Below are 22,854 nucleotides of genomic sequence, written 5' to 3' on the forward strand. Positions count from 1 at the left end.
ACACGGCCGTCCCCAGGGGTGGTGCGATGTGGAGCGAGGATCAGCGGTTCGCGACCCCGCCGGTGGGGGCTGGCTGCACTCGCTCGAACCGCACCCGGCTCAGCCACCCCGGGAGGTCACTGAGTACGTACACCTCGCCGTTCACGTCGGTGCCGAACGCGGTCGGCTGGGTGGGGAAGGTGCCGATCTCAGCGGACTCGTAGCCACCCGTGGACTTGGGACGCACGGCGAACGCGCGGGTCGAGCAGTAGTCGCTCGCGATGTAGGTTCCCCGCGCCTCCGGGGTGGCGGACCCCCGGTACACCAGACCGCCGATGATGGAGCAGTTCTCCGTCATGTAGTGGTCGTATTCGACGACCGGGTCGGTAAGCCGCACACCCGGCCGGCACTGCGTCTGGTCGAAGACCGGCGTGCCCTCTCGGCAGGACCAGCCGAGGTTCGCGCCACGCTGCGACGGGCGGATGTGGTTGATCTCCTCGATCAGGCCCTGGCCGACATCACCGATCCACAGCGAGTTGTCGACCGGGTCGATGGAGAACTTCCACGGGTTGCGCAGCCCGTAGACCCAGATTTCTGGACGCGCGCCCTGCGTGCGGACGAACGGGTTGTCGAAGGGCACGCAGTAGGGCTTGCCTCCGCAGGATCGGTTGACGTCGATCCGCAGAATCTTGCCGAGCAGGGTGCCGAGGTTCTGCCCGGACTTGAACGGATCATTCGCGTAGCCACCGTCGCCAAGGGACCAGTAGAGGTAGCCGTCGCGACCGAACGCCACCTGGCCGCCGTTGTGGTTGCCGTACTCGGCGTGCTCCTGAGTGAGCAGCACCTGTACCCGGTCGGGAGCGCCGATGGGCACCCGCGCCAGGGTCAGCGCGCCGGCCGGCAGGCTCGTGTAGGCCACGTAGAGCATCCCGGTTCGCGCGAAGTTCGGCGCAGGCGTGATGCCGAGCAGGCCGCGCTCGTTGTCCGACGTGTCGATCCGGGCCGTCAGGTCGAGCACCGGCTCGGCCGCCAGACCGGTGTCGGGGTGGTAGGCGCGGACGGTGCCGTTCTTCTCCGCGATCAGCATGCGGCCGTCCGGCAGGCCGGTGATCGCGATCGGACGCTGCAGACCGAAGGCCACCTGTTCGGATACCACGGTCAGCTCAGCGAGTGGGGCAGCGCGGGGGTGGGATCTGTCGGCCGCGGCGGTGGCGGCCACTGGCGCCGGTGGCGACAGGGACGCGGCCAGGGCCAGAGCGATCAGCCCGGCCAGCATGGTGGCCGGGCGATAACGCCGTCGTGACATGTTCAGCTCCTCGGGCAGGTGGTTGGTGGCGGTCTGGGAGCGTTCCCACGATACATTGGCTCGAATCAATATCCAACCGACGTCTGGCGACTCCGACCGGCTACGCCTGGCGGCACCGGCCGGACCCGGTCCGTCGCGCGACCTCCGGAGCAGGTGACAACGGGCGGTAGGGTGAGTTACCGATCGATACGAACGGTGGTGCCGGTGAGTGTGGTCCAGGAGGGTGTCACCGCGACGACGACGTTGCTGGCGGTCCTGATCGGTGGGTGGCTTACCGTCCGGGCCCAGGACCGGCTGTGGCGGCGCGACCAGGATCGACAGTGGCGTGACATCCGGTTGAACGCGTACACCGACTTCATCGGCGCGGTCCGGGAGTACGTGGCCTTCGTCCTCAACCCGGCCGCCCGCATCACCGCGGTGCCGCGCCCGCGTGATCCGAGTGATCTCATGCCGTTCTTCGACGACGAGGGCAGCCGCTACCGGGAGCGGCTGGAGAGCACCAAGACCGCGCTTCGGCTGGTGGCCGGCCAGGTCGAGGTGGTGAGCGGTTCGTCGGAGCTGGTGCGCCAGGCCCGGCTCCTGGCCGCCAGTCGGGCGGACAGCGACGCCCAGGCGTTGCCCGCCGATCGGTTCGACGCCCTGTGGGAGGCCGAGCGCCGATTCATCGAGGTGGCCCGGGCCGAACTCGGCCTGCCAGCCGCGTTCGCGACCTGACGCCCGCCACGTGACCGATTGAGGCACCCCAACTCACACCAGTGAGGGCTGACGCAACTCCGCTGGCTGCCGGCTCGTTGCTCACCAGGGGCGGGGACGGAGGCGGACGATGGCGGCGGGTCGGGGTGCCGAGCTGCTGCGTCCTCCCACCAGTTCAGGCCGCGCGACATTCCTGGAGCTGTTCTTCGATCTGGCCTTCGTCGTGGCCCTCACCCGGGTCTCGCAACGATTCGCCGGCTTGAGCGATGACACTGGCTGGGCGCTCGTCACAGGGTTCGGACGTACCCTGCTGCTCTTTCTGGCGCTCTGGCTGATCTGGTCGCACACCGCCTGGATCACCAGCCGCTACGAACCAGAGCAGCCGATCATTCAGGCCGTCGTGGTCGGCACCATGTTCGCCGGCCTGATCATGGCGGTGACGCTGCCGCGGGCCATGGAGGAGCGGGCGCTGCCGTTCGTGGCCGCGTACCTGATGGTGATGGTGGTACGGCCGCTGGTGGTCGCCGCCGCGCTGCGTAGCCATCCGCGACGGCTGGTGCCGTTCCGGCTTGCGGTGTGGGCTTCGGCGAGCGCGCCTCTGTGGCTGGCCGGCGCGTTGGGTCCGGACCGACTTCGCCTGCCGCTGTGGGCTGCCGCCCTCGCCGTCGACTACCTCGCCTGGTCCCTGGGCTGGCCGCTGCCGTGGCTCGGGGCCTCGAATGTGAGCCGTTGGCGGATCGCGGGGACTCATCTCGCCGACCGCTACCAGCAGGTGTTTCTCATCGCGCTCGGTGAGTCGATTCTGGTCATCGGCGTGGTGTTCAGCGGCACCGACTATTCCGCCGAGCGGGCAGCCGCCTTCGCGGTCGCGTTCGCCACCAGCGCGCTGCTCTGGCGGATCTACTTCCACCGCGCCGGTCTGCTGCTGACCGATGCGTTGGACCGGGCGGTCATGCCCGGCCGGCTGGGCGCGGCGTCGGAACGGACGCACCTGCTGGTCGTGCTCAGCGTGCTCGTCACGTCGGTCGGCTACGAGCTGGTGATCGATCAGCCGTTCGGGCAGCCGCAGCCCAGTTGGCTGCTGTTCGTGGTGGGCGGGCCCATGCTCTTCCTGGTCGCCCGTACGAGGCTGGAGTACGAGATCTTCGGCCGGGTCACCCGGTCCCGCGTGATCGGACTGGTGGCCCTGCTGGTGTTCACGCCGGCGTTGGCCCGTTGGACGCCGATGGTCGGGCTGAGCGTGGTGGCCGGAGTGCTGATACTGGTCGCGCTCCTCGACGCGCTGCGGAGCCGGGGACAGCCGGTGGAGGTTCCCGCCTCGCCGATCGGGCGGGGCGCAGCCGAGGTTCGCGACTCCGAGGCGTGACCGCGCGGCCGTGGCGGACCGACGACCACCTGGGGATGGCACCGCCGTGATTGCCTGCCCCGCCGCGTAACACGGTGTCGTTGCGGGGCTGTCGTGGTACTAGCCGGCGGACTCGCTCGACTGGCGTTCGGCATTGATCGACAGAAGGCCTTCGACGCCGCGCAGGAAGGTCTCGGACACCAACGCGGGGTCGAAGAGGCATCCGGCGGCCATGGCGCCGTCGCGGAGCATGACGAAGTGGCGCGCGGCGGGATCCGCCGTCTCCTGGTGGACCTGTGCCATCAGTGTGCTGAGCGTGTCCAGGAACCACTGCCGGTGGGCGATGATCTCCTTGCGTACGGGGTGTTCGGCGGCGGGATACTCCGCTGCGGCGTTCAGGAAGGCGCAGCCACGGAACCCGGGGGACTGGATGTTCTGTGCGATGGAGCCGGCGATGGCCAGGAGTGGGTCGACCGGCGACGAGTCGGTGGTGATGGCCGCGTCGACCGTGCTGCGCTCCATCTCGTGGACTTCCCGCAGGTAGGCGAGGATCAGATCGTCCTTGCTGGGGAAGTGCCGGTAGAACGTCGCCCTGGTCACCTTCGCCTCGGCGATGATCCGGTCGATGCCGACGGAATGGATGCCCTCCGAGTAGAAGAGCCTGGTCGCCGTGGCGAGGAGCCGGAGGCGCGCCTCAGAGGGCCGAGCGTCGGGTTTTCCGCGCGTCATACCACCAGCTTAGCGGATAGAACGTTCGGTCTGATGGACGCGAACGGCCGCAGGTTCGGCGGCGGCACGTCGATGGCGACGAGCACTGGGGGTGGATAGAACGGTCGGTCTTGACGCTGAGGGCTGAGCCTGTCATGCTCGGTGGGTAGAACGTTCGGTCTCCTCACCTCTCCGCTGAAAGGGTCACCCGTGACCACCATTGCTGCTCCGACCGGCATCTCCCAGACCGCGTCCGCACTGCGGCGGCTGTACTTCGTCCGCTTCGCGTTCGCCATCGTGTGGGCACTCGTGACGATCGCCACCGCCAAGGAGATCGGTCCGCTCGCGGTGGCGCTGTTCGTGCTCTACCCCTTGTTCGACGTGGGCGCCGCCATCTACGACCTCCGTTCCTCACGGACCACCGGCTCGCCGGCCCTGCTGTACGTGAACGTCGCGGTGAGCCTGATCACGGCGGTCGGCGTCGGTGTCGCGGGCGCGTCCGGTGTTCCCGCCGTCCTGCGGGTGTGGGGCGCCTGGGCGATCGTCGCCGGGCTGGTCCAGTTGATCGTCGGTGTCACCCGACGGAAGATGGGCGGCCAGTGGCCGATGATCATCAGCGGCGGCATCTCCGTTCTCGCTGGTGGGTCCTTCATCGCCGGAGCCTCCGCAGACCACCCCTCGCTGACCAACGCGGCCGGCTACGCCATTCCCGGCGCCATCTTCTTCCTGATCGCCGCTGTCCGCCTCGGCCGCGCCGCGAAGAGCAACTGACATGACAACCATCGAGTACGACGTCGTCGTGATCGGTGCCGGTCCGGTCGGGGAGAACGTCGCCGACCGGGTCGTGCGGGGTGGGCTGACCGCGGCCATCGTCGAGCGGGAGTTGGTCGGTGGCGAGTGCTCGTACTGGGCCTGTATGCCGACCAAGGCGTTGCTGCGCAGCGCGTCCGCGTTGCGGGCGGCTCGCCACCTGCCGGGTGCGCGTGAGGCAGTGACGGGAGACCTGGACGCGGCTGCGGTGCTGGCCCGGCGGGACTCCTTCGCGTCCCACTGGCAGGACGACGGACAGGTCTCGTGGCTGGAGTCGGCCGGCATCGCGCTGCACCGTGGTCATGGGCGGATCAGTTCCGCCCGGGTTGTCGAGGTGACCGGCGTCGACGGTGTCACGACGACGCTGACCGCGCGGCACGCGGTGGTCGTCGCGACCGGCAGCAGCGCTCTGTTGCCGGACATCCCGGGTCTACGCGAGGCGGCGCCGTGGTCCAGCCGCGAGGCCGCGTCGGCCAGGTCGGTGCCCCGCCGGCTCGCCATCATCGGTGGTGGCGTGGTCGCGGCCGAGATGGCGACCGCGTTCGCCGCCCTGGGGTCGTCGGTGACGGTGCTGGCCCGCGATGGGTTGTTGCCGTCGGCGGAGCCGTTCGCCGGTGAGCGGGTCACGGATTCGTTGCGCGAGGCCGGCGTGTCGGTACACCTCGGCGCGGAGGCCGTATCCGTCAAGCGCGACGGCAGCGGAACGGTCCACATCGAGACCGCCTCCGGCGAGCGGGTCGAGGCCGACGAGGTGCTGGTGGCGGTTGGTCGTACGCCGAACACCCAGGACATCGGCCTCGACGGCATCGGGCTGGCGCCCGGTGCGTGGCTGGCGGTCGACGACACCCTGCGCGTCGTCGGTGGCGGCGAGTGGCTGTATGCCGCGGGCGACGTCAACCGGCGGGTGCTCCTGACCCATCAGGGCAAGTACCAGGCCCGGGCGGTGGGCGATGTGATCGTGGCCCGGGCGAAGAGTGCCACGGTCGAGGACGGCCGGTGGGGCCGGCACGTGGCGACGGCAGACGAACGTGCGGTGCCGCAGGTGGTCTTCACCGACGCGGAGATCGCGTCGGTGGGCTTGACGGCGGCCGCGGCCGAGGCGGCTGGGCTGCGGACCCGGGTCGTGGACTACGACCTGGGTGCGGTTGCCGGGTCCACGCTCCACGCGGATGGCTACCAGGGGCACGCCCGGATGGTCGTCGACGAGGACCGGAAGGTGATCGTTGGCTTCACCCTGGCCGGCCCGGACGTGGCGGAACTGATCCACGCCGCGACCATCGCCATCGTCGGTGAGGTCCCGCTGGACCGGTTGTGGCACGCGGTGCCGGCGTACCCGACCGTCAGCGAGGTCTGGCTGCGGCTGTTGGAGACATACGGCCGCTGACGGCGAACCGAGCACTCGTCCCGGCGCCGTCCGCGCCGGGACGAGAGCCAGGTGCCGATCGGCGTCCGCGCATCCGGGTGGGTGGATGTTTTCCCTGACCGGGGCCGGGATACTTGTCGCGCATGTTCGACGGTTTCGAGGACGCGCGGATCGACGTCGGGGAGGTGGAACTCCGGGTCCGGTATGCGGGGCAGGGGCCGCCGGTCCTCCTCATTCACGGACATCCGCGTACGGGGTCGACGTGGCATCGAGTCGCGCCGCAGCTGGTTGATCGCGGGTTCACCGTCGTCTGTCCCGACATGCGCGGCTACGGGCAATCCGGCAAGGCGACGATCCGCGCGGACCACTCCCAGCAGTCCAAGCGGGTGGTCGCCGCGGACATGGTCCGGCTGATGGCTGACCTGGGCCACCCGACGTTCGCGACGGTCGGGCACGACCGTGGGTCGTACGTGGCGTTACGCCTGGCGCTGGACCATCCCGACGCGGTCAGTCACCTGGTGGTCATCGACGGCGTACCCATCAGTGAGGCCCTGGCCCGGTGCGATGCGAAGTTCGCCCATGACTGGTACCACTGGTTCTTCTTCGCCCAGCCAGACAAGCCAGAGCGAGCCATCGCCGCCGACCCCGACGCCTGGTACGCCACCAAGGCTCGGCCCGAGAGCATGGGCGCCGAGAACTACCAGGAGTTCCGGCAGGCCATCCACGACGCCGCCACCGTACGGGCGATGCTGGAGGACTACCGGGCCGGCCTCGGCGTTGACCGCGCGCACGAGGAAGCCGACCGGCGTGACGGCCGTACTGTCCGCTGCCCAACCCTGCTGCTGTGGTCGACCCGGGACGACATGGAAGACCTGTACGGCGATCCATTAGCCGTCTGGCGCCCGTGGGCCCCCGATCTACGCGGCCACTCGATCGAGTCCGGCCACCACGTCGCCGAGGAGAACCCCGACGACCTGACCGCGGCGCTGCATTACTTCCTGTCCTGAGCCCTCGCCGTGAGCATCAGCTGTCCGAGTTCCTGGGTGCATCGGGTGAGCGCGACGTAGAGGCCGTTCCAGCCGCGCGGTTCGGCGGCGATTCCCTGAGGGTCGATGAGGAGCGTCGCGTCCCATTCCAATCCCTTGGACTCGGTCGCGGTGAGCACCGGCACATCACCCAGCACGGCCAGGAGTGCGGAGACGCGGGCCGCGGGGGCGATGACGCCGACCGTGCCGCCGTGCCACCGCTGCTGCAACTGCCGCACCGCTTCGACGGCGGCATCGGCAAGCTCAGCGGTCGGGACGGCGAGTTCCCACGGAACGATGCCGGAGGAGCGTACGGCTCGTGGCGGCGTGTTGTGGCTGCCAGCCTTCCGCAGGACCGGTTCGGTGAGATCCATGACCTCGCGCGGGGTCCGGTAGCAGATGGTGAGTTCCGCGGCGGTCCAGCGATCCGCGAAAACGGCCTGCACCGCTTGTGCCCAACTGGTGTGCCGGTGCGCCGCCTCGGCCTGGTCGATGTCGCCGACCGCGGTGATGGAGCGACTGGGACACCGCCGGAGGACCATCTGCCACTGCATCTCGGACAGCTCCTGCGCCTCGTCGATCACTACGTGGCCGTACACCCAGCCGCGCTGGCGGCGCGCCCGGTCGGCGACGAACTCGCCCTGTGGTTGCGGGGCGTCGACCTCGCCGAGCAGGTCGGCGAGGGCGTCGAGCAGAGGGATGTCGCTTGGGGCCCACGGGGCGGGCTCGGCCGCGACGGCGGTGATCTCCTCGGGGGACAGTCGCGGAGCGAACCGGGCCAGCAGGGCGCGGTCGGTCAGGAGATCACCCAGCAGGGTTTCGGCGTCGCGGGTGGGCCACCATGCCTCGATGAACCGGGCGATCGTGGGGTCCTCGGCGATCCGACCACGCAGTTGCTCGATCTCCTCCTCGGAGAGCAACCCGTCGATGTCGCTGCCGGTGGACGTCCGGGCGGAGTGGTGCGCGTACCCCATGCCCCTGTCGACGCGGGCCAGGATGTCCTCGAACCCCTCCTCCATCTCGTCCATCAGCGCCTCGCGCTGCTCGGCGACGACATCGGCGAGGAGGTGGTGCAACTGCTCGGCGAACGCCGCGCGGGCACGGTGGTACGGGCGTCCCTGCACCGCCGAGGCCAGCGCCTGCGCCACGGTTGCGGCGGGAATGACGTAGAACTCCCCCTCCCAGCGCAGCTTGAGTTCGCGGGGCCGGGGGAGCAGCGACGCGACGTAGCTCTCGAGCGCGGGCTGCCAGAGGGCACGTCCCTTGATCTCGGCGACGAGTCGGCTCTCGTCGCGACCCACCTGGATGTCACTGAGCAGGGTGTCGCAGGTCGCCGAGACGACGGCGGTCTCACCGAGCGCGGGCAGCACCTGGGCGATGTACTGGAGGAACCGCGGCGAGGGGCCGAGGACCAGGACCGCCTGGTCGGCCATCTGCCGATGGGTGAACAGGAGGTACGCGACGCGGTGCAGAGCAACCACGGTCTTGCCGGTGCCGGGACCGCCCTGGACGATCAGCGGGCCGGTCGCCTCCGCCCGGATGATGTCGTCCTGTTCGCGTTGCAGGGTGGAGATGGCTGTCGACATGTGCCCGGTGCGTCGCTGGTCGAGGGCGGCCAGTAGAGCGCCTTCGCCGACGAGTTCCGCCGTCGTGGTCCCGTCCAGCGGCTCGTCGTCCACGCCGACGACTGTCGACCCCGTCGTACGGATGTGCCGGCGCCGTGCCTGACCCTGAGGGTCGACGGCCGTCGCGGTGTAGAACGGCCGAGCTGCGGGAGCGCGCCAGTCCACCAGCAGCGGCTCACCGTCCTCGCCGTCGTTGCGGAGACCGACACGGCCCACGTGGCGCACGGTGCCGTCACGGCCGTCGAGGCGGCCGAAGACCAACCCTTCCCCTGCTCGCCGGAGCTCGTCGTACTGCCGGCGGAGCATGCGCTGCCGGGCCTGCTCCAACGCGTCCAGCGTCTCTGCCGAAAGCTCGGCCTGTAGGTGGTCGGCCAGCCTGTCGCGACGGGCCGTGGCCACATCCAGAAACGCCTGTTCCTCGGCGACAGCGGATCGACGCGCGGCACCCTCTGCGGTGGAGGTTGGCAGTTGGCCGTCCGTTGCTTCGCTGACGTCGACAGTGCCGCTGCTCAGAGCAGACTCCCGGTGCATTCGCAAATCCCCGTATCGGTGGAACCGTCGGCCCGGACGAGCCGCAGTGCATTCGGCGGCAAGCATAGGGTTGCTTTTCCCCATCGGCCAGGAAATCCGTCGGCAGAGATCGGAATCTCAATGCCTTGCAGTTCCGGGGTTGCTTGTGGCCTCACCAATCCGGATTCGCTTATTGACAGTCCGGTCTTTATCTGTTCTGCGAGTGGTCCCCGCTCAGGTCAGCTCAATGTGAAGGTCGCGTCGTCGACGTCGAAGGCCGTGGCGCCGTTGCCGGCCGTCTCGCTGCCGACGAAGCTGACCGTCGCGGTCCGCTCGGTCGTCGCGGTTCCGCTCGACATGGCGTACTCCCGCCACTGCGCCCCGCCGTCGAAGGCCAGCGAGAACCTCGTCTTCGGGGGTATCCCGGTGACCGCCAGTCCGACGTTCAGATAGTCGCTTCGGCTGGTCTCCGTGGTCGTGGTCCGGACCCAGAAGCGGACCGTCAGGTCGCAGTTGGCCGGCACGGTGACGGTGGTGCGCAGCAGGTCGGTACGCGTCACGTCCAGTCCGGCGAAGGCGGCGTACGCGCGGCCGGTGTGTGCGGGCCGGATCGCGTCGCCGAACACGACGATGCGGGGGCCGGCTGTCCAGCCGGTGGTGCCGCGCTCGAACCCGGGGTTCGGGTGGACCTGTCCGGTGCAGGGCGGGTCGGCCGCCGGCTGGCCGTGGGATGTCCCGCCCGTGGCCAGGAGCAGCAGGACCGCAGCCGAGGCGGTGGTGACGAAGGCTCTCATCGGTTCTCCCCGCGTCAAATACATTCGAGATGGTCAATGCGTATCGACCATGCGCGTTGGACGTGGGCGCGTCAAGCCCTTCCCGAAGTCGGCCACGCGACGGCGGCCGACCGGGGCGTGCCCGCGCTACCGGCGGCGGCGGGCGTCGGCCTCGGTGTCGAGCAGGTCGTTGAGCGTCAGCGCGGAGTTGATCAGTGAGAGGTGGCTGAACGCCTGGGGATAGTTGCCGATCTGCTCCCCGGTTGCGGCGATCTCCTCGGCGTAGAGGCCGAGGTGGTTGCTGAAGGTGAACATCTTCTCGAACGTGAGTCGGGCATCGTCGAGACGGCCGGAACGGGCCAGCGCCTCGACGTACCAGAAGGTGCACATGTTGAAGGTGCCCTCGTGGCCGGGGAGACCGTCGGGGGAGTGCACCGGGTCGTACCGGTGGACCAGGCTGTCGGAGACCAGTTCGCGCTCGATCGCCTGCAGGGTGGACTGCCACAGGGGGTCGCTCGGCGTGACGAACCCGACTGTCGGCATGGCGAGCAGCGCCGCGTCCAGCACGGTCTCGTCGTACGCCTGCACGAAGGTGCCACGGGTCCGGTCGTATCCGCGGGCCATGACCTGGTCGTAGATGCGGTTGCGTTGCTCGGTCCAGCAGGTCATGTCCCCGGGGCGGCCGGTGCGGGTGGCCAGCCGGATGGCCCGGTCCAGCGCGACCCAGGACATCACCCGGCCGAAGGTGTAGTTGCGGGGGTGGTGGCGGCTCTCCCAGATGCCGGCGTCGGGCTGGTCCCAGTTGTGGCAGAGCCAGTCGACGAGCCGGACGGTGCTCTTCCACACCTGGTGCGAGACGCGGATGCCCTGCTCGTCGGCGAGGTGCATGGCGTAGAGCGCCTCGCCGTGGATGTCGAGTTGGACCTGGTCGGCGGCGCCGTTGCCGATCCGCACCGGCCGGGAGCCGCGGTAGCCCTCCAGGTGGTCCAGCACCTCCTCGTGTAGGTCGGAGGAGCCGTCCACGCGGTACATGATCTTCAGCGGGTCCTGGTGGTCGCCGGCCTCGCGGATCCGCTCGTCCAGCCAGTTCATGTACCGGCTGACCTCCTCGGTGAAGCCGAGGCCGAGCAGCGCGTGCACCGAGAACGACGTGTCGCGTACCCAGGTGTAGCGGTAGTCCCAGTTACGGGTTCCGCCGACCAGCTCCGGCAGCGCGGCGGTGGGCGCGGCGATCATCGCGCCGGTGGGCGCGTACGTCATGAGTTTCAGCGTGATGGCGGAGCGCTCCACCATCTCCCGCCAACGGCCGGTGTAGCGGGAGCGTTCGAGCCAGCGTCGCCAGTAGTCCCGGGTCCACTCGAACATGCCCTGGATCTCTTCCGGCGGGATGACGCGCGGCTCGGTACCGCCCGTTTCCAGGACCACCCCGCCGGTGTCGCCCTCGTTCAGGGTGCCGTACGCGACGAGGTCGCCGCCCTCGAGGTGGACGTCACCCTGTTCGGAGATCAACCGCCGCACCGGGTCGACCGGGTTGAACGTCAGCGTCGCCGACCGGCTGCGGAAGACGTAGCCGTTGTGGTGGCGTTCCAGCTGGTGCTCTTCGCGGGCGTAGTCGAACCGCGGCCGGCACTCCACCCGGAAGCGCATGCTGCCTCGGACCATGGTGACGGTGCGGACCAGGCGGTGCGCGTCGGTGGCCCGCTCGCCGGTGACCGGCATGAAGTCCATCACCTCGGCCACGCCGTCGGCGCTGATGAACCGGGTGATCAGGATGGGTGTGCCGGGGAGGTAGAGCTGCTTGGTCACGTACCGCACGTCGTGCGGCGCGATCTGGAAGTAGCCGCCCTTCTCCTTGTCCAGCAGGGCGGCGAAGATGCTCGGCGAGTCGAACCGCGGCGCGCAGAACCAGTCGACCGTCCCGTCACACGTCACCAACGCGGCGGTCTGCAGGTCGCCGATGAGCCCGTGATCCTCGATCGCCGGATAGCTGTCCACGTCTCTCCCCGGTTCGGCTGCGTCCTGCGCATCGAACCTAGGGGGAGAATTGTCGACTTAGGTGAGATTCATGTTCCGCCACCCTGTCGCGTGCCCCCACCGCGACGACTCCGGCCCGGACCGGCGCTCGCGGAGACGGGAGCGCTCGCCGGCCGGTGTCGCGCGCGGGCCCGGGGGCGTCAGGGGTGCGGGCGGCAGGACGACCGGATGACCAGTTCGGTGGGGAGCCGGATGTGGGTGTCCCGCTCGACACCGGCGATCAGGTCGATGAGCAGGCGCAACGCCTCGGCGCCCATCCGCTGCAGCGGCTGCATGATGGTCGTCAGCGGCGGGTTGACCAGCGCCGACTCCGGGACGTTGTCGAAGCCGATCACCGACAGGTCGTCGGGCACCGACAGGCCCATGTCGCGGGCCACGGTCATCGTGGAGATCGCGGAGAGGTCGTTACCCGCGAAGATCGCGCTCGGCCGGTCGGTGAGGGCGAGAAGCTCCGCGGCCGTGCCGGCGGCGCTCTCGATCCGGAACCCGCCGACGCGGACGAGCCGCTCGTCCACCGGCACGCCGGCCTCGGCCATCGCACTGCGGAAGCCGGCCTCGCGCAGCTGCGCCGACTTCAGGTCGGTGCGGCCACTGATGTGCCCGATCCGCGTGTGGCCGAGCGACAGTAGGTAGTTGGTCGCCAGCACGGCGCCGGCGAAGTTGTCCGAATCGACGGTGGGCAGGTCGGACGGACCGGTGTGTGGGTCGACGGCCACGACGTGGAAGCTGTGTTCGGTCTCGACCACGGTCGGCGTGACGATCACGGCGCCGTCGATGAGAGTGCCGGAGAGCCGGGCGAGCGAGCGCCGCTCCCACCCCACGGCGGCGCCCTCGCCGTCCCCGCTGGAGTAGGCCAGCAGCTGGTATCCGCTCCCCGCGACCTCCTGCGACGCACCCTTGAGCAGTTCGGTGGAGAACGGCTCGAACTCGGCGACCAGGATGCCGAGCACGTTGGTGCGGTGGCTGCGCAGGCTCTGCGCCCCCAGGCTCGCCTCGTAGCCGAGCTCGTGGATGACCTGCTGGACGCGCTCCACGGTCGCCTGGGCCACGCCGTAGCGGCCGTTGACGACCTTGGACACGGTCGCGACCGAGACGCCGGCAGTACGTGCCACATCCGACATCTTGACGCGCTGCTGAAACACCACGTCGATGATGATAGGGCCCCGCCGGAGGTGCGTCGTCGGCGACTCGAAAACGTTATCGATACCGATTGACATCAAGTTACATGACTGTAAAACTTCGCCGCAGGCCGAGTACCGCGACTGACTAGTCGAGGAGACATCGATGGCAACGAAGCGGCGTGCGAGTGCCGTCCTGGCACTGTTAATGACAAGTGTTGTCGTCCTCGCCGGGTGTTCCGGCGGCGGCGAAGAGGCAGCCCCTCAGAGCGAGCTGTACAAGGACCCGGTGACCCTGACCTGGTGGCACAACGCCTCACAGGACGGGCCCGGCAAGACCTACTGGGAGAAGGTCGCCAAGGACTTCTCCGCGCTCCACCCCACTGTCAAGATCGAGATTGAGGCGATCGAGACCAACCAGCTCCAGCGCACCCGGCTCCCTGCCGCGCTGCTGAGCAGCGACCCGCCGGACATCTTCCAGGCCTGGGGCGGCGGCGAGATGACCGAGCAGGTGGAGGCCGACTACCTCAAGGACATCACCGACCAGACCAAGACCGAGGTCGGCAACATCGGCAGTGCCTCGGAGATCTGGCAGGTCAAGGGCAAGCAGTACGGCCTGCCGTTCCGGATGGGCATCGAGGGCGTCTGGTACAACAAGGACATGTTCGCCGCGGCGGGCATCTCGGCTCCGCCGACCACCTTCGAGGAGCTCAACACCGCGGTCACCAAGCTCAAGGCGACCAACGTCATTCCGATCGCCGTGGGCGCCGGTGACAAGTGGCCGGCCGCGCACTGGTGGTACAACATGGCGCTGCGCGCCTGCTCGGTCGACGCCCTCAAGAAGGCCTCCGCGGAGAAGAACTTCGACGACCCGTGCTTCGTCAAGGCCGGCCAGGACCTGAAGACGTTCATCGACACCAAGCCGTTCCAGCCCAACTTCATCGCCACGCCGGGCCAGAACGACCCGACCAGCGCCAACGGCATGCTCGCCAACGGCAAGGCCGCGATGGAGCTCATGGGTGACTGGAACCGCGGCACGCTGGACACCGTCACCACGGACAAGGCGAAGCTCGCCTCGTTCCTCGGCTGGTTCCCGGTGCCGGCGATCTCCGGTTCGCCGGGCGACCCGAAGGCGGCCCTCGGCGGTGGCGACGGGTTCTCCTGCGCCAAGAACGCCCCGGCGGAGTGCGTCGAGTTCCTCAAGTACATCGTGAGCCCCGAGGTGCAGAAGGGCTACGCCGAGACCGGCACCGGCCTGCCTGTCGCCAAGGGCGCGGCGGACGCCGTGAAGGACCCCGCGCTGAAGTCCATCCTGGAGGCCACCTCCAGCGCGAGCTACGTCCAGCTCTGGCTGGACACGGCTTACGGCAGCACCGTCGGCAACGCGATGAACGACGCGATCGTCGCCATCTTCGCCGGCAACGGGACGCCTGAGAAGGTCGTCTCGGCAATGAAGGCGGCCGCAAGCAAGTGACCTCCGCCAATCAGCTCCGTATGCCCGCCGGCGGCGCTTCCGCGTCGCCGGCGGGCCCCCACAGGGCCGGGCGCGACGCCGCCCGCCGAGCCGACAACCGCCGCAAGTGGTACGAGATCATCGGGCTCACCACGCCGGCCGTTCTGATCTACGTGATGTTCGTGCTGGTGCCGATGGGCTTCGCGGTCTACTACAGCCTGTTCCGGTGGAGAGGTGTCGGGCCTCCCACCGAGTTCGTCGGCCTGCGGAACTACACCCTCGCCTTCCAGGACCCGATCTTCCTCGACGCGTTGCGCAACAACGCCATCATCGTGTTCGGGTCGCTGCTGATCCAGGGCCCGATCGCCCTGGGCGTCGCCCTGCTGCTCAACCGTCGCTTCCGTGGGCGGGCGGTGTTCCGCCTGCTGGTGTTCGTGCCGTACGTGCTGGCCGAGGTCACCGTCGGCATCATGTGGAAGCTGCTGCTGACCGACCAAGGCACTGTCGACGCTCTCATGCGGTCGCTGGGAATGGGCGGCCTGGTGCAGGCCTGGCTGGCCGACCTGGATGTGGTCATCTGGACCCTGCTGGCCATCCTCACCTGGAAGTACGTCGGCTTCGCCATCATCCTGCTCCTCGCTGGACTGTCCAACGTGCCCGACGAACTGACCGAGGCGGCGGCCATCGACGGCGCGAGCTGGTGGCAGATCCAACGACACGTCACGATCCCGCTGCTCGGCCCGACGATCCGGATCTGGATGTTCCTGTCCATGATCGGCTCGCTGCAGATCTTCGACATGATCTGGGTGACCTCGGTGCCCGCGGTGCGGTCCCTCGGCGCATCGGCCACCATGGCGACCTACATGGTGGACAACGGGTTCTTCGCCCGGCTCTGGGGTTACGGCAACGCCGTGGCGGTAATCCTGTTCGTCATCTCCTTCGTGGCGGCGCTGCTGTTCCAGCGGTTCCTGCTCCGCCGCGACATCGAGGGCGCCATCACCGGAAGGGCGAAGTGACGATGGCCGTGAACACGGTTCTCCCCCCGTCCACCGGGCGCCGTCAGGTTTCCTGGGGCACGCCGCTCACCTACGCGCTCGCCCTCGCGATCGCGGCGGTGTCGATCGCCCCGGTCATCTACGTCGTCATCGGTGGGTTCCGCACCACCCCGCAGATCGTCGCGGACCCGGCCGGCCTCCCCGACCCGTTCGTCTGGGACAACTACGCCAGGGTGCTGACCCAGAGCAACTTCTGGCAACAGGCGTTCAACAGCGCGGTCATCGCCCTCGGCACCACGCTGGCCGTGGTCGTGCTCGGGCTGGCCGCCGCGTTCGTGCTCGCCCGCTACACCTTCCGCGGACGGGAGGGGCTCTACACCTTCTTCACCCTCGGCCTGCTGTTTCCGGCCGGGGCGGCGATCCTGCCGCTCTACCTCATGCTGCGTGACCTGAACCTGATCAACTCTTACTACGCGGTGATCCTCCCGCAGGTCGCCTTCTCACTACCACTGACGATCGTGATCCTGCGTCCCTTCCTCTCGGCCATCCCGAGAGAGTTGGAGGACGCCGCCGCCATCGATGGTGCGAGTCGGCTCGGTTTCCTCTGGCGGGTCGCGATGCCGCTGTCGCGGCCCGCGCTCGTCACCGTTGGCGTCCTGGCGTTCGTGGCGAGCTGGAACTCGTTCCTGCTGCCGCTGCTCGTGCTCAGCGACGTCAACCTGCACACGCTGCCGCTGGGCGTGCAGAACTTCTCCAGCCAGTACACCACCGACACGGCAGGCGTACTCGCCTTCACCTCGCTGGCGATGCTGCCGGCACTGCTCTTCTTCACGCTCGCGGAGAAGCAGATCGTCGGCGGCCTGCAGGGCGCGGTCAAGGGCTGAGCGGCAGCGGTACTGAGCACAACCACAGGAAGGCACAGCATGACTGAGGTCCACGCGGTGGTGGACGGGCCGGCGCCGGCTCAGGCAGGTCCCGAGCACGGCCGACCGGACGGGCACGACGGCGGGGCGCGCCTACGCGATCTCCTCGGCCGGATGACGATCGAGGAGAAGATCGCCCAGCTCGTCGGCTTCTGGGAAAAGGAGGACGGCGAGGCGGTCGCACCGTTGCAGGGAGAGTTCGGCGACGCCTTCAAGCTCGAGGACTTCTCCCGGCACGGGCTCGGTCACCTCACCCGCGCCTACGGCACCCGCCCCCTGGACGCGGCGGAACGCGCGGCCTGGCTGTGGAAGTTCCAGCGGGACCTGGTCACCGGGACCCGGCTCGGCATCCCGGCGATCGTCCACGAGGAGTGCCTCACCGGGCTGTCCGCGTGGAAGGCGGCCACCTTCCCCACCCCGCTGGCCTGGGGTGCCGCGTTCGACCCCGAACTGGTCGCCGAGATGGCCGCGACGATCGGCGCCTCGATGCGGGCCCTGGGCGTCCACCAGGGGCTCTCTCCGGTGCTCGACGTGATCCGTGACCCCCGCTGGGGTCGGGTGGACGAGTGCATCGCCGAAGACCCGTACCTGGTCGGCACCATCGGCACGTCGTACGTGCGCGGCCTGCAGTCGCAGGGGGTGCACGCCACCCTCAAGCACTTCGCCGGCTACTCCGCCTCGCGCGCCGGGCGCAACTTCGCCCCGGTGCACGTCGGCCGCCGGGAACTGGCCGACGTGCTGCTCCTCCCGTTCGAGATGGCGATCCTCGACGGTGACGCCCGCAGTGTCATGCACTCGTACGCCGAGATCGACGGGGTGCCCGTCGCCGCCGACCCGACGATGCTGACCGGCATCCTGCGGAACCAGTGGGGCTTCGACGGCACGGTGGTGGCCGACTATTACGGGGTCGCGTTCCTCAACCTGCTGCACCACGTGGCGGGCGATCACGCGGACGCGGCCGGGCAGGCGTTGACCGCCGGTGTCGACGTCGAACTGCCGACCGGCGACGCCTATCTGACCCTGGGGGAGTCGGTGCGGGCGGGCAAGCTCGACGAGGCGCTCATCGACCGCGCGGTGCTGCGGGTGTTGCGGCAGAAGCAGGACCTCGGTCTGCTCGACGCGACCTTCGGCGACGAGCCGCCCCCGGCCATCGACCTCGACTCGCCGGAGCACCGGTCGATCGCCCGCCGGCTCGCCGAGGAGTCGATCGTGCTGGTCGCCAACCGGGACGCGCTGCCGCTGCCGGCGGGGCGACGGGTGGCCGTCATCGGCCCGAACGCCGACCGGCAGGGTGCGCTCTTCGGGTGCTACTCATTCCTCAACCACGTCCTCGTCCAGCACCCCGGCGTGGAGACCGGCATCGAGGTGCCGACCGTGCTCGACGCCGTGCGGGCCGAGTTCGGCGGCGATCTCGTCGCCTGGGCGCGCGGCTGCGACGTGGACACCGACGACCGATCCGGCTTCGACGAGGCGGTCGCCACGGCCTCCGGAGCGGACGTCGCCGTGCTGGTCGTCGGCGACCACGCCGGCCTATTCGGACGCGGCACGGTCGGCGAAGGCTGCGACCGGGACGACCTGGAGCTGCCCGGCGTCCAGCGCGAACTGGTCGAGGCGGTGCTGGCTACCGGCACACCTGTCGTCCTCGTGCTGCTCACCGGCCGGCCGTACGCGGTCGGCTGGGCGCTCTCGCGATGCGCGGCGGTGGTGCAGGCGTTCTTCCCGGGCGAGGAGGGCGCCGGGGCGATCGCGGGGGTGCTCTCCGGGCGGGTCAACCCGTCGGGCCGGCTGCCGGTCAGCCTGCCCAGGTCGGCCGGCGCGCAGCCGTACTCCTACCTGCACCCCACCCTCGGTGCGGGCAACGAGGTGACCAACCTGCCGGCGACGCCCGTGGCGCCGTTCGGCCACGGCCTGTCCTACACGACGTTCGCGTACGGCGACCTCACCGTGCCCGGCACGGTGCCCACCGACGGGGCGCTCGGGGTGACCGTGCGGGTGACGAACACCGGCGCGGTCGCCGGCGACGACGTGGTCCAGCTCTACGGTCGCGACCTGGTCGCCTCGGTGACCCGGCCGGTGGCGCAGCTGCTCGGCTACCGGCGAGTCCACCTGGAACCGGGCCAGTCCGTCACGGTCGAGCTGACCGTCCCCACCACCCGTCTGGCCTTCTCCGACCGGACGTTCACCCGCGTCGTGGAGTCCGGCGACGTCGAACTCTGGGTCGGCACCAGCGGGCGGCGGGACGCCCAGGCGGTGACCACGCTGGTCGGTGACACCATCCCGGTCACCAACGCCTCCCCACGCTGGACCACCACCGACGTCCGCTGAAAGAGCCGGTCCGCCGATTGTCCCCAGTGGTCGGTCGGCGGACCGGCCCCAGCTGGGTCGCGGCGCATCGCCCGCCCCGGCCGGCCTCGATCCGGCCAGCCTCCCGTCGAGGCGGCAGCCCAGACCCGGCGCTCGGCTGAGCCGACGACGCCGGCAGGGCGGAGGTGCTACTCGTGCGCCCGGTCGTGGTCCGGGCCGAGCTGGCTGATCTCGTACCCGTCGGGGTAGCTCCTGGCCCTGATCCCATCGGCGAACAACGCCGTCGTCCGTGGCGCTCCGAACCACCGTTGCAACCGCGAGCGCGTCTTCAAGGCCAGGTGCAGCCCCGCCCGAACCGGCCAGGCTGGCGTGTCGACCCGCGTTGCCCGTCGCAGCGGCGCGTCGTACATGGCGCTGACCAGTGCGTTTCCCAGTGGCGCGAGCACTCGGGGGAGCCGGGTGAGCATCAGCATGCGAGTGGCGCGTTCGATGGCCGCCGCGTCGTCGTTGGGCCGCAGGTGAGCCGCGTCATGCGCGTCGAACCAGGTCTCGAACTCGTCGTATGACCCGGGGATGTCGGTGATGCCCATCCGTCGGCCGAGCTCCCGGTAGAAGAGGTACGTGGCGTGACGTTCGTGGCAGCAGGGTTGGCGCCAGCCGTACTCCTGCAACCACCGGGTGGGGATCACGACCAGGCAGCCGAGGACGTAGCGGAAGTCGTCGTTGCTGATGTCGTACGGACGGTGCAGCTGGTTGACGCGCCGCAACGCCTCGCGGCCCCGCGGCTGGTCGAAGCCGTTGAGCACCATCTCGTACATCAGTAGGCCGGTGTCGTCGATCCGCTTCTGGGTGCGTTCGGTCAACTCGCCCGTGGCGGTGTGCACCCTGGCGATGGCGGGGACCGAGAAGGACCTGTTGAAGGCGAGGTTGAGCCCGAGCTTCAGGTCCCACGGAAACTCGTAGCGCAGCATGGTCTGGTAGATGTCCAGGTAGTCGCGCTCCGGGTCGAGAGCGCGGGTACGGGTCAGGTTGGCGTAGCGGCCTCTCATCGGCGGGCGTCTCCAGCGGTGGGATGCGGGGTGGCCGGTTCCCGGGTTGCGGCGATCGTCTGGGCCACCACCGGCGAGCGGGCGTAGACCTCGGTGACAAGCGTCAACCAGGCGACCTCACCGGCGTAGCCGCCGTCCGGGCGGTGCAGCTCGTCGGCGGGTTGCGGGACCGCGGCCACCCGACCGGCGCGGTGGCGACGCAGGGCGCAGGCCAGGTGGGCGGCCTCCACTGATGCCTGCCGCTCCTCGGCGGTCAGCCCGGCTCGCTCGGCGAACTGTGCGGCCAGGGTCGTCACACTGATATCCGAGTACGGGCGCAGCGCCAGGCGGCCGTCGCGGATCTCGGCCACCCGGCGGGTCAGCGCGTAGTCGGTGTCGCGGATGGCTGCCCGGCGTCGGCGCAGGGTGGGGTCGAGTTCGAGTTCGGGAAGGGCCGCGATGAGGTCACGCCAGAGCGGTTCGAGTCGTCGGTAGGAGTGGTAGTCCTCCCACCGTCGGGTGATCTTGAGGGTGGGCCCCCACGCCGGCATGGTGAGGCCGATCGTGATGAGCAGAGCGCCGATGGTCACCAGGACCGCGGCGATCTGTCGCTCGCCGGCCGGTTGGTAGCCGGCCCAGTAGGCGACGAGATACCCGATCTTGTTGGTGCTGTAGAGCAGCGCGAAGGCGGCCCCGACTGCGGTGATGCGGAGGCCGCGGCGCAGCCAGGGTCGTCCGCAGATCTTCGCGAAGCTCCAGCACAGCCGGGCGATGTCGAAGCAGTAGGCGAAGAAGCCGAGCATCAGGAAGATCAGCAGGTAGGCGGTCACGACGGGGTCGGTGGCGTACTCGACCGTCAGGAGCACCGGCTCGTCGTAGGTGAGGGTGTAGGCGAACAAGCCGACCATGACGAGGAACGCGCACGCGGTGACCCAGATCCACTTGCGGGCCCGGGCGCTGGCCGTCGCCGGGGGAAGCGCGAAGTGCAGGAGCATGATCTCGGCGTTCGCCGAGATGGTCAGCGCGCCGGCGTGGGCCATCACCTTGGCCAGGTTGGGTAGCCCCGACACCTCGTCGATCGCGGTCGCGACGGGCGGGATGGCGACCGTGATCCCGGCGGCGAACGCGCCGAGACCGAAGCAGATCGCGCGGCGGGCCTGGCTGGGGTGCCGGCGTTGGAGTCGCACCATGTAGCCGAGGGCGATCCAGCCGACCGCGGCGCATACCGCGTAGAGGACGGTGTCCATTCCGGCGCTACCAGTGGGGATGTTCGAGTGAGTGCCGCAGCCGGCCGTACAGCTCGACGTCCTGGCCGGTCAACGGCGCGTCGTCCACGTCGCTGCGGTTGCCACGGACCCGCCGCAGGAGCAGTGAGCCGATCATCTCGGCCTCGCGTTCCTCGTCCGCGGCGTAGTTGCTGCGACCGAGGCTGCGCTGGACCAGCTGCGGGTCGAGGTCCGGTAGTAGCAGGCGGGAGGCGTCCGCGTCCAGCACCTCGGTCGCCCGGTGGCCGGCGAGCAGGTGACCCAACTCGTGACCGATGATCAGCAACTGGTGCAGCGGCGAGGTGTCCTGCTCGAAGAAGATGGCGTCGAAGTCGCGGGTTGGTACGCACATCCCGCACACGGTCTGTGCCGGCAGCTTGATCGGCACCAGGTGGATCGGCCGGCCACGCCGCTCGGCGAGGACGTCGCACAGCTTCCGGATGTCGAAGGGCTCGGGCACCTCAAGCTCGGCAACGATCCGCTCGCAGCGCCTGCGTAGTCGGTGCAACTTCACGTCAGCGTTCTCCCGCTCGTCGGTGTACTCCCACCGAAGGATCTGCACGGCTAGCCGCGATCGGCCGGCGCGGAACTGGTCGTGCCAGCGTCGACACCTGCCGCCACGGCTCGCAAGCGGGTCACCATCTGCTCGATGAGCATGGTGTCCGTCGCGGAGAGCCCGTTGTCGGCCAGCACCTGGCGCAGCGCCACCTGCTTGACATCCATCCGGCGCAGCTCGTTGAGCAGCGTGATCTGGTCCGCTGTTCGTCGTGCTGCCGCGTCGTCGACGAAGTAGCCCGAGTTGACCCCGAAGGCGGCGGCCAGGGCACGGACGTGTGAGGTACGGGGATCGCTGGCCACGCCCCGGCGCAACTCTCCGATGTAGGCGGCGCTGATCGTCACGCCCGTCTCGGCCGCCACCTCGTTGATCTTGTCGGCGATCTCCCGGTTGGTGTACCTGCGCCCGGACTCGTCGGAGTCGCTGAGCTCGTCGGGCGTCGGGCGGATCTTGTCGAAGAGGTACTCCAGCCTCGCGGCCAGCGTGTCGAGGGGCGGCAGCTCCTGCTCTGCGTGCCAATCGTCAACCATGAATCTTCACCCTCCAGCCGCCTAAACGACAGTGTCGCAGATGCGCCGCGAGGCAAAACAGATGTTGACACGTGCACGGAACGTGAGCGTATGCTCGCTCCTGTTTGGAGCAACGTGTGTTGAGTGTGAACCCGATCGGCTCAACACCCGTTGCGCGCCGGATGGGGGTGTCCGGCTGGCCGAACCGGGCGCGCCACCGGTGGGAGGAGTTAGCTCCGCAAGGAGCGGAACGGGGGGCTCCTCCCGCGGCGTTGACCGGCGCGTCGGGTCGGTGGCGGCAGGTTTGCCCCGCCGGCCGCCGCTTGTTGGTGGGGGGTCGCTGGGCCGCTCTGGCAGAGGACCGATGTCTGCCAGCGGCCCAGCGACAGTGGCGCCGGACGTCAGCCGGTAGCCGGCTCACGGTGCCCGACCATTTTGTCCGCGAAAAGCGAATCGTTATCACGGTGTATCAATTGTTACGCCACTTTCCCTCCGCGAGAGCCATTAATTTGACACACCCAAGCTCCGGGTT

The 22,854-nt window shown here is 69.4% G+C and carries 19 protein-coding genes; 9 read left to right on the forward strand and 10 right to left on the reverse strand.

Annotation, left to right across the window (positions count from 1 at the left end; all coding sequences use genetic code 11):
• Window positions 1-40 precede the first annotated feature (40 nt).
• A complete protein-coding gene (locus ACFYL6_RS24480) occupies window positions 41-1,285 on the reverse strand; it encodes a PQQ-dependent sugar dehydrogenase (protein WP_387174513.1) in 1,245 nt (414 codons plus the stop codon).
• A gap of 204 nt (window positions 1,286-1,489) precedes the next feature.
• Between ACFYL6_RS24480 and ACFYL6_RS24485 the strand changes: the two genes are divergently transcribed.
• A complete protein-coding gene (locus tag ACFYL6_RS24485) occupies window positions 1,490-1,999 on the forward strand; it encodes a hypothetical protein (protein ID WP_387174515.1) in 510 nt (169 codons plus the stop codon).
• Between the two features lie 109 nt (window positions 2,000-2,108).
• The gene (locus ACFYL6_RS24490) at window positions 2,109-3,344 is read left to right on the forward strand and encodes a low temperature requirement protein A (protein WP_387174517.1); all 1,236 of its coding nucleotides are present in this window, start codon (window positions 2,109-2,111) and stop codon (window positions 3,342-3,344) included.
• 99 nt (window positions 3,345-3,443) lie between these two features.
• Here the strand turns inward: ACFYL6_RS24490 and ACFYL6_RS24495 are convergent, their stop codons facing one another.
• Complete coding sequence (locus tag ACFYL6_RS24495) at window positions 3,444-4,052, reverse strand: TetR/AcrR family transcriptional regulator (protein WP_387174519.1); 609 nt, start codon at window positions 4,050-4,052, stop codon at window positions 3,444-3,446.
• 189 nt (window positions 4,053-4,241) lie between these two features.
• On the opposite strand from ACFYL6_RS24495, the gene ACFYL6_RS24500 reads away from it, so the two are divergent.
• The 3 genes from ACFYL6_RS24500 (at window position 4,242) to ACFYL6_RS24510 (ending at window position 7,211) form a co-directional block, all read left to right on the forward strand.
• Window positions 4,242-4,802: a hypothetical protein gene (locus tag ACFYL6_RS24500; RefSeq protein ID WP_387174521.1), complete on the forward strand. Its 561-nt coding sequence runs from the start codon at window positions 4,242-4,244 to the stop codon at window positions 4,800-4,802.
• A gap of 1 nt (window position 4,803) precedes the next feature.
• Entirely contained in the window at window positions 4,804-6,225 is a 1,422-nt protein-coding gene (locus ACFYL6_RS24505) for a dihydrolipoyl dehydrogenase family protein (RefSeq protein WP_387174523.1), read from the forward strand.
• A gap of 122 nt (window positions 6,226-6,347) precedes the next feature.
• Entirely contained in the window at window positions 6,348-7,211 is an 864-nt protein-coding gene (locus ACFYL6_RS24510) for an alpha/beta fold hydrolase (RefSeq protein ID WP_387174525.1), read from the forward strand.
• Here the strand turns inward: ACFYL6_RS24510 and ACFYL6_RS24515 are convergent.
• The 4 genes from ACFYL6_RS24515 to ACFYL6_RS24530 all read right to left on the reverse strand — a co-directional run bounded on the left by ACFYL6_RS24515 (window position 7,196) and on the right by ACFYL6_RS24530 (window position 13,316).
• A complete protein-coding gene (locus tag ACFYL6_RS24515; RefSeq protein WP_387174527.1) occupies window positions 7,196-9,385 on the reverse strand; it encodes a HelD family protein in 2,190 nt (729 codons plus the stop codon). The genes ACFYL6_RS24510 and ACFYL6_RS24515 overlap by 16 nt on opposite strands.
• Before the next feature lie 218 nt (window positions 9,386-9,603).
• Window positions 9,604-10,158 (reverse strand): hypothetical protein, encoded by a 555-nt coding sequence (locus tag ACFYL6_RS24520; protein ID WP_387174529.1) that lies wholly within the window; start codon window positions 10,156-10,158, stop codon window positions 9,604-9,606.
• A gap of 126 nt (window positions 10,159-10,284) precedes the next feature.
• Window positions 10,285-12,132 carry a glycoside hydrolase family 15 protein gene (locus ACFYL6_RS24525; protein WP_387174531.1) on the reverse strand — a complete coding sequence of 616 codons (1,848 nt, stop codon included), beginning with the start codon at window positions 12,130-12,132 and terminating at the stop codon, window positions 10,285-10,287.
• 179 nt (window positions 12,133-12,311) lie between these two features.
• On the reverse strand, window positions 12,312-13,316 hold the full coding sequence (locus tag ACFYL6_RS24530; protein WP_387174533.1) for a LacI family DNA-binding transcriptional regulator: 1,005 nt from the start codon (window positions 13,314-13,316) through the stop codon (window positions 12,312-12,314).
• Between the two features lie 262 nt (window positions 13,317-13,578).
• Between ACFYL6_RS24530 and ACFYL6_RS24535 the strand changes: the two genes are divergently transcribed.
• From ACFYL6_RS24535 to ACFYL6_RS24550, 4 genes are read left to right on the forward strand one after another with little or no spacing between them, the layout of a single operon-like run.
• Window positions 13,579-14,763: an extracellular solute-binding protein gene (locus tag ACFYL6_RS24535; protein WP_387174535.1), complete on the forward strand. Its 1,185-nt coding sequence runs from the start codon at window positions 13,579-13,581 to the stop codon at window positions 14,761-14,763.
• The gene (locus tag ACFYL6_RS24540) at window positions 14,760-15,758 is read left to right on the forward strand and encodes a carbohydrate ABC transporter permease (protein ID WP_387174537.1); all 999 of its coding nucleotides are present in this window, start codon (window positions 14,760-14,762) and stop codon (window positions 15,756-15,758) included. Before ACFYL6_RS24535 ends, ACFYL6_RS24540 begins: the two co-directional genes overlap by 4 nt.
• A 2-nt stretch (window positions 15,759-15,760) precedes the next feature.
• On the forward strand, window positions 15,761-16,621 hold the full coding sequence (locus ACFYL6_RS24545; protein WP_387174539.1) for a carbohydrate ABC transporter permease: 861 nt from the start codon (window positions 15,761-15,763) through the stop codon (window positions 16,619-16,621).
• A gap of 39 nt (window positions 16,622-16,660) precedes the next feature.
• Complete coding sequence (locus tag ACFYL6_RS24550; RefSeq protein WP_387174541.1) at window positions 16,661-18,985, forward strand: glycoside hydrolase family 3 N-terminal domain-containing protein; 2,325 nt, start codon at window positions 16,661-16,663, stop codon at window positions 18,983-18,985.
• 167 nt (window positions 18,986-19,152) lie between these two features.
• Here ACFYL6_RS24550 and ACFYL6_RS24555 read toward each other — a convergent pair whose 3' ends face one another.
• The 4 genes from ACFYL6_RS24555 to ACFYL6_RS24570 are packed head-to-tail and all read right to left on the reverse strand — an operon-like array spanning window position 19,153 to window position 22,343.
• Window positions 19,153-20,013 (reverse strand): oxygenase MpaB family protein, encoded by an 861-nt coding sequence (locus ACFYL6_RS24555; protein ID WP_387174543.1) that lies wholly within the window; start codon window positions 20,011-20,013, stop codon window positions 19,153-19,155.
• A complete protein-coding gene (locus ACFYL6_RS24560) occupies window positions 20,010-21,239 on the reverse strand; it encodes an MAB_1171c family putative transporter (protein ID WP_387174545.1) in 1,230 nt (409 codons plus the stop codon). Before ACFYL6_RS24560 ends, ACFYL6_RS24555 begins: the two co-directional genes overlap by 4 nt.
• Before the next feature lie 7 nt (window positions 21,240-21,246).
• Complete coding sequence (locus ACFYL6_RS24565; protein WP_387174547.1) at window positions 21,247-21,819, reverse strand: hypothetical protein; 573 nt, start codon at window positions 21,817-21,819, stop codon at window positions 21,247-21,249.
• 2 nt (window positions 21,820-21,821) lie between these two features.
• Window positions 21,822-22,343, reverse strand: coding sequence for a hypothetical protein (locus ACFYL6_RS24570; RefSeq protein WP_387174549.1), 522 nt, complete (start codon window positions 22,341-22,343; stop codon window positions 21,822-21,824).
• Window positions 22,344-22,854: the final 511 nt, after the last annotated feature.

Source organism: Micromonospora sp. NPDC007208 (genome assembly GCF_042869175.1).
Classification (GTDB): domain Bacteria; phylum Actinomycetota; class Actinomycetes; order Mycobacteriales; family Micromonosporaceae; genus Micromonospora; species Micromonospora foliorum.